The following is a 1,087-nucleotide window of genomic DNA, read 5'->3' on the forward strand; positions in this document are numbered from 1 at the left end:
GGTTTAAGGAGCTGGTCTTGAAAACCAGTGATTCCGAAAGGGACCGTGGGTTCGAATCCCACCCTCTCCGCCATAATAACATTGAACACAATTGGAGAAGTACTCAAGTGGCTGAAGAGGCTCCCCTGCTAAGGGAGTAGGCCTGGTTAACGGGCGCGAGGGTTCAAATCCCTCCTTCTCCGCCATAGATTTACGAGGTGTAGCGCAGTTTGGTAGCGCACGTGGTTTGGGACCATGGGGCCGGGGGTTCGAGTCCCTCCACCTCGACCAAGATTTATTTTTACTCAATTATTATTGAGGGCTTATAGCTCAGGCGGTTAGAGCGCACGCCTGATAAGCGTGAGGTCGCTGGTTCGAGTCCAGCTAAGCCCACCAAGATAAAAGTTATAAAGTAGGAGACATTTATCTTAGGGGCGTAGTTCAGTGGTAGAACGTCGGTCTCCAAAACCGAATGCCGTGGGTTCAAATCCTGCCGCCCCTGCCAACTTAATAGAATAATATATTCGACGAGGTGTAGCGCAGTTTGGTAGCGCACGTGGTTTGGGACCATGGGGCCGGGGGTTCGAGTCCCTCCACCTCGACCAAAATTCATTTTTTACTCAATTACATTGAGGGCTTATAGCTCAGGTGGTTAGAGCGCACGCCTGATAAGCGTGAGGTCGCTGGTTCGAGTCCAGCTAAGCCCACCACACAACTTAAATTCATGGTATTACATGGGCCTTTAGCTCAGTTGGTTAGAGCGCCCGGCTCATAACCGGTAGGTCCTGGGTTCGAGTCCCTGAAGGCCCACCATGTTTGCCCAGATAGCTCAGTCGGTAGAGCAGAGGACTGAAAATCCTCGTGTCGGTGGTTCGATTCCGCCTCTGGGCACCATGAATTTTATATGGCGGCATAGCTCAGATGGCTAGAGCGTTCGGTTCATACCCGAAAGGTCACAGGTTCGACCCCTGTTGCCGCTACCATGTTTTATTTTTTAGAAACAAGCTTAAAACAGATGAACTTTGAAAACTGGATAGTAAACCATAAATAGTTTTTAATTTCGATTAAAAACCACACCATTTATGAACAACAACCAAGTCAGTAAATT

General features: G+C 48.9%; 9 tRNA genes. All 9 read left to right on the forward strand.

The features are described 5' to 3' along the window. Positions 1 to 93 precede the first annotated feature (93 nt). The 9 genes from B5X47_RS13635 to B5X47_RS13675 all read left to right on the forward strand — a co-directional run bounded on the left by B5X47_RS13635 (position 94) and on the right by B5X47_RS13675 (position 962). Positions 94 to 185: transfer RNA gene (locus B5X47_RS13635), tRNA-Ser, on the forward strand. 8 nt (positions 186 to 193) lie between these two features. After that, a tRNA-Pro gene (locus B5X47_RS13640) sits at positions 194 to 270 on the forward strand. Between the two features lie 28 nt (positions 271 to 298). Next, a tRNA-Ile gene (locus B5X47_RS13645) sits at positions 299 to 375 on the forward strand. A 34-nt stretch (positions 376 to 409) separates the two neighbouring features. Next, a tRNA-Trp gene (locus B5X47_RS13650) sits at positions 410 to 484 on the forward strand. A 23-nt stretch (positions 485 to 507) separates the two neighbouring features. Then, a tRNA-Pro gene (locus B5X47_RS13655) sits at positions 508 to 584 on the forward strand. Between the two features lie 28 nt (positions 585 to 612). Then, positions 613 to 689 (forward strand) — tRNA-Ile (locus B5X47_RS13660). 26 nt (positions 690 to 715) lie between these two features. Further along, positions 716 to 792, forward strand: a tRNA-Ile gene (locus tag B5X47_RS13665). Between the two features lie 5 nt (positions 793 to 797). Further along, positions 798 to 873 (forward strand) — tRNA-Phe (locus B5X47_RS13670). 12 nt (positions 874 to 885) lie between these two features. After that, positions 886 to 962: transfer RNA gene (locus B5X47_RS13675), tRNA-Met, on the forward strand. The last annotated feature ends 125 nt before the right edge of the window (positions 963 to 1,087 follow it).

This window comes from Acetoanaerobium noterae (assembly GCF_900168025.1).
Classification (GTDB): Bacteria; Bacillota; Clostridia; order Peptostreptococcales; family Filifactoraceae; genus Acetoanaerobium; species Acetoanaerobium noterae.